Annotated in this window: 4 protein-coding genes; all 4 read right to left on the bottom strand. The window is 46.5% G+C overall.

From position 1 onward, the window contains the following. Nucleotides 1–246: 246 nt before the first annotated feature. Entirely contained in the window at nucleotides 247–2,496 is a 2,250-nt protein-coding gene (gene gspD / locus L0J61_RS09225; protein ID WP_301466154.1) for a type II secretion system secretin GspD, read from the bottom strand. A 141-nt stretch (nucleotides 2,497–2,637) separates the two neighbouring features. Next, complete coding sequence (locus L0J61_RS09220) at nucleotides 2,638–3,531, bottom strand: type II secretion system protein N (protein ID WP_301466153.1); 894 nt, start codon at nucleotides 3,529–3,531, stop codon at nucleotides 2,638–2,640. Further along, nucleotides 3,532–4,344, bottom strand: a complete 813-nt coding sequence (gspN, locus tag L0J61_RS09215; protein WP_301466152.1) for a type II secretion system protein N — start codon at nucleotides 4,342–4,344, stop codon at nucleotides 3,532–3,534. It lies immediately after the preceding gene. Between the two features lie 235 nt (nucleotides 4,345–4,579). Further along, nucleotides 4,580–4,903 (bottom strand): H-NS histone family protein, encoded by a 324-nt coding sequence (locus L0J61_RS09210; protein ID WP_301466151.1) that lies wholly within the window; start codon nucleotides 4,901–4,903, stop codon nucleotides 4,580–4,582. Nucleotides 4,904–5,020 lie beyond the last annotated feature (117 nt).

The raw sequence follows: 5,020 nt of genomic DNA, 5'->3' as shown, positions 1-5,020 counted from the left end.
CTATGCAGGCGTTCTATAATATTAATTAGCGTTGCACTTGGTGTGTTAATCTAAGCAATATAAAATAATCTATGTTATGAATACGCAAGTAAGTGTACGGCGCAACTTTTATCTGCTACACCGCTATTTAATGTATTCAATACTGAAAAACTAATGATGGGGGAATATTGAAAGGTACTTGCTAAATTAAAGCAGTCAATAGGTACTGATTGAACACTGTATCTTCAATATTGGCAACTTAAAGGATTAACGATTTAAAGGATAAGTGGTCATACCACTGTCTGGGGTATCTACTTTGGTAAAGCCTTGAGGTGTAGAGATCGGCGCTTGCTCAGAATCAGAGATGAATGGGTTGAGCGGCATTAAATCGTAATCTGAGCTAACATTACCATCCCAGCCCTCTGCACCACTCAATGGTAGCTGTTTGATTGTACCGTTTTGGTCGATTACCAACTGCAGTACACGCATTTGATCGAATTTTCGCTCAGTAACACTGGCAACTGCACCGCCATCACGTAAAATGGTCGGTTGCAAGAATATGATTAAGTTACTTTTTTCTGTGCTGTTATTGTCTGACCGGAACAACCTACCAATAACAGGTACATTACCCAAACCTGGGACTTTTTGTTGACTGGTGGTGGTATTATCCCGCATCAATCCACCCAAGGCGATGGTCTGCTGATCATCCGCTAAAATCGTCGTATTAATCAGGCTTTTATTAGTAGTCAGCCCACTGACGTTACCCGTACTACCTGGTACTACTGATGAGACCTCCTGAGAGACCTCTAAACGAACCGTGCCATTGTCGCCAATGTGTGGGATTACGTTGAGATTGATACCGATATCTTGACGGTCAATCGTCTGGAACGGGTTGGTTGATGAATTACCGCTGGTGGTATAAGAACCTGTGACAAAAGGCACGTTTTGTCCAACCAAGATACTGGCTTTTTCGTTATCTAGTGTCAAAATAGATGGCATAGATAGCAAGTTAGCACTGGTTGACGTATCAAGCGCCTGCAAGATCGCTCCATAAAACTGGGTATTACCTTGGCTGTCTGTACTACTATCACCAATACCGACCAAAGCACCTGCTATCGAACTTGCAGCTGAACTGATAGTAGCAGTGCTACCACCTGACAACGCTGCCGCAGCAAGAGAGGTCGCTGTCGCACCTACATTATTAAAGTTAACAACACCATATCCGCTATTGGCGTTACCCAATGCCCACTGCACACCTAGTTGAGTCGCATCATCACCGGACACTTCTACAATCGCGGCCTGGATCAGTACCTGAGCACGACGGTTGTCCAGCTGATTGACAGCGTCTTCTATCTCAAACATCAGCTCAGGTGAAGCATTAACGATGACAGCGTTTTGCGTTTCATCGGCGATGATACTAAAAGGTCGACCGCCAATACCTGTACTTGTGCTGCCAGAGCTCGAACTCGCAATCGAGGAAGTCCCAGAGCTGCCATTGACAGTCTCATTGGTTGTACTAGACAGGCCGGTATCCGTGCTACTGGCGTCGTCTAAAGAAGCGGACTCTAAAGAAGACGTTGCGCCAGCACTATTTATCGATTGGTTGGCGAGTAGCCCACGGAGCATCTCTGCAATGTGGCTAGCACTGGCGTATTTTAATCGAAAAACGCGTAAACCACTCAGGCGTCTCGTGGGCGTGGTATCCAGCTGATTGACCATTTCTTGGACTTTAGAGATCATCTGCGGACTGCCTTTCACCAACAGTCTATCGCTGGTGCTATCAGCGATAACTTTGAGTTGATTGCTACCGCCCTGAGCCTGTCCACCACTCGCACTAGCGACCAGTGCACTAATCAGCTCCATCATACGCTCAGCATCGACGTGACGTAACGGTATCACGTGCAAGCTATCATTAGTATTACTGTCCAAATCACGAATAAGCGTCATCAATTGATTCAAACTATCGGCACGATCGGACAATACCAGCGCATTGACACCAGGCACTGCTGCAGCATGGGCGGACTGCGGCATTAACGGACGAATAACACCCAATATTTCAGCTGCCTGAGTATTCGTCAGGTACACAACACGTGTTGCTAACGATTCACCCACACTGTCGCCGCGCAAATCCACAGCCACACCAGATTGTTTTGCGACATTATCCGGTACCAATTTAACCGTCGTCCCCGAGTCGATGGCAGCGATACCATTGACTTGCATCACACCCAGAAACAGCTGATAAATCTCATCACTGGACAGCGCTTTATTAGAAATAACCGTTACATTGCCGTTGATACGTGGATCTAAGACAAAATTCTGATTGGTTATGGTCGCTACCTCATTGATAAAAGCTTTGATATCAGCATCTTGCAGGTTGACCTTCCAGCTCTCAGCACTCGCAAGTCCTGTGCTGGCTGCCCATAATGGTAAAGCCAAACAAAGCGGGCGGCACATACGCATCAAACGCTGCAAAATATGGTGCAAGGGCGTAATTGAAAATTTATGAGAACTGGCCATATTGATAATTACCTACAGTGATGTTGCTAAATATATACTGAGTTAAATCTTTGCTCGACGCTGCCTGAAGGTGACACTGTCTCAACTGACATCGTGCATTATGTATAAATGTAAAGTATGCTCGCTGATAGCCCAACCAAATTAAAACTGCTGGCGAATGGTGATAATTTGCTCGCCACGTTGTACTTCTATTTGCGCTTCACCCGTTTGCTGTACTTGCTGTAACAAGCCAGCATCTTGCGCAGGGTCGCTTCCCACGTTTTGACCATTGACCGTTAGCACTTTATCACCCGGCTCGAGCCCTAAACGGTTACGAATGTTCGCAGGCATCGCCGCGGTTACTTGATAGCTCTCACCTGATGCCATCACGCCCATTCTACTCAGATAACTGGCGGGGTTTTCTTGTAATTCATTAACTGCATCTTCAATGGCTGATTGCGGACTGCTTCCTGACGCTTCAGACTCACTGTTGTCCATACTGGTTGGTGCCGGTGCAGTAGTGGGCAAAGTGTTATTATTCGGTAGGCGCTGGTTGCTCACTTCGTTTGGCATCATATCACTTTGGTCCAAAGGCATCGCTTCCGGCATTCTGATGACGCTTTGTTTACCGCTAGCGTCAGCGATGATAGCTGCGTCCCAATCGACAGCGACCAGTGTGTAGCCGCTCTCTTTTAGGCTATCACCGATACGATAATTTTTGACCGTACCATCGACACTCAGTAACGCTGATGACATGCTTTCTGGCATAGCCATTAGCACCCCTTTCAACTCTACATTTGGTGGCGGCTTTACCGCTGTCGCCGCAGGGTCAGGATCGGCAAACACAGCAAACAAGCCACTGCCTTCATTGCCGGAATCTGCACTACTTTGTAACGGGACTAGTGGTAAGGTCGGCGCTAATGGTGCAGCCAACAACAGCCACAATAGTCGAGCTGCCGTCCAGCACAGCCAAGCGATGGCTAACAGCAATACCCAACCCGAAAACCGATTGAGCGTATTGATAACGGGCTTTAGGTTTGCGCCGATATTGAGCATCTATTGTGCTCCCAAGCCAGAAAGTAACGGCTGGCGCACACTGACGACCGGCGTGTCTAGGGGTGCTTGACCTTCATATTCAGGCATGTTTTCTAATAAACGCTGCGTCAAGCTAACATCCAACATGTTATCGCCATCGATATATAGATCGCCCAAACGTTTGTCTTGTTGGTCCAATAGATTGATGTTCAATAGGTTCTTATCGTCATTTTGCTCAGCACTGAGCTCGGCACGCATCGAAGGCATAGTAATATAAAAAACCTTACCTCCGCTAGGATAACCAACTTCGCCGCCCACCCAAGTTAGCTGACCATCTGCTTGACTAAAACCAGCAGTAGATCCATCGTCCTCGCTTGAATTGGACAAACGCTTTAACGATACGTCATTGATCTGAATCGGCGTGTTGGGCAGCTGCCAATCAACCACGCTAGCCAAAGTTTCAGGTGCAATTCTCCCACTCAAATTATCTACTTGCCATGAATTAAGACCGACTTTTACTTGCCCCTTGAGGCGTGTTTGGTCTGAGTTGATACCGACGTCTGCACCCAGCTTGCCTAATAGTACATGCCATGGCTGCCACGACCAATCTGCCGACCCTGTGATCGGCGTCGCGGCTAAAGGCATTTGCCAAATGGCTGACCCCTGCCATACATTACCCGATACATGCTGGACATAAGGAGTGTCAGGCGCGTACTTTTCAAGTAGCCATGCTGCTGGCATTTGTAGTACTGCAAATATCGCAAATAACACAAGCCCTACTAGCCACCATAGCTTTCGGGGTTGCTTATGAGACGACGCAGAAGTTTGAGACACAGTTGCATAACTCTTATTAAAGATAAAAACGCCATTATCATATCAAACAATGGCATACAGATGACAGAAAAAAAGCCAGTATCTTTACTACCATTATTTTGGTAGAAAGACACTGGCTTTTGTCTTTCAACTTGCTCATTTAGCAATTACTTGAGGCAAGAAGATAGAGACTGTGCGACAGCGACCCGCGTCACTGTCTAGCTATGTATTGTTCGGCTTGACTTTTATTCGGACACTAAACCGCAAATTCTTCGATGTCGCGCCCAGACGCTAGCGCTTCGACCAACCATGTAGGCTTACGACCTCGGCCAGTCCACGTCTCTTCATCGTTGTCAGTATTACGATACTTAATACTGCGTTTTTTCTCTAGCGTCTCACCAGCTTTTAAAATTTCTTCGATGGTAGTATTGCAGCCTTCCGCAATCTCTTCGAACTGCCTATAAGCATCATACAGGCGCTGGTGCTGCTTTTTAGCAATGATCCGCTGGGCATTTTCAGTGATGACACGTAGCTCATCGACGTCCAGAGTATCCAAATCAATGTCTCTGCTTTTTGTCATGATAAATCCAACTCTATTATGAAGGGTATAACCTCAATAAGCAGTTTACTCACTATTGAGAACCAATAATCGTCTATCCATTCATCGCAAAATAGACTTTGACGTCTGTTATTGACC

The sequence above is a fragment of the Psychrobacter sp. genome (genome assembly GCF_030457785.1).
Lineage (GTDB): Bacteria > Pseudomonadota > Gammaproteobacteria > Pseudomonadales > Moraxellaceae > Psychrobacter.
Note: the sequence above shows the minus strand (reverse complement) of the source record. Positions and strands in the feature narration are given on the sequence as shown.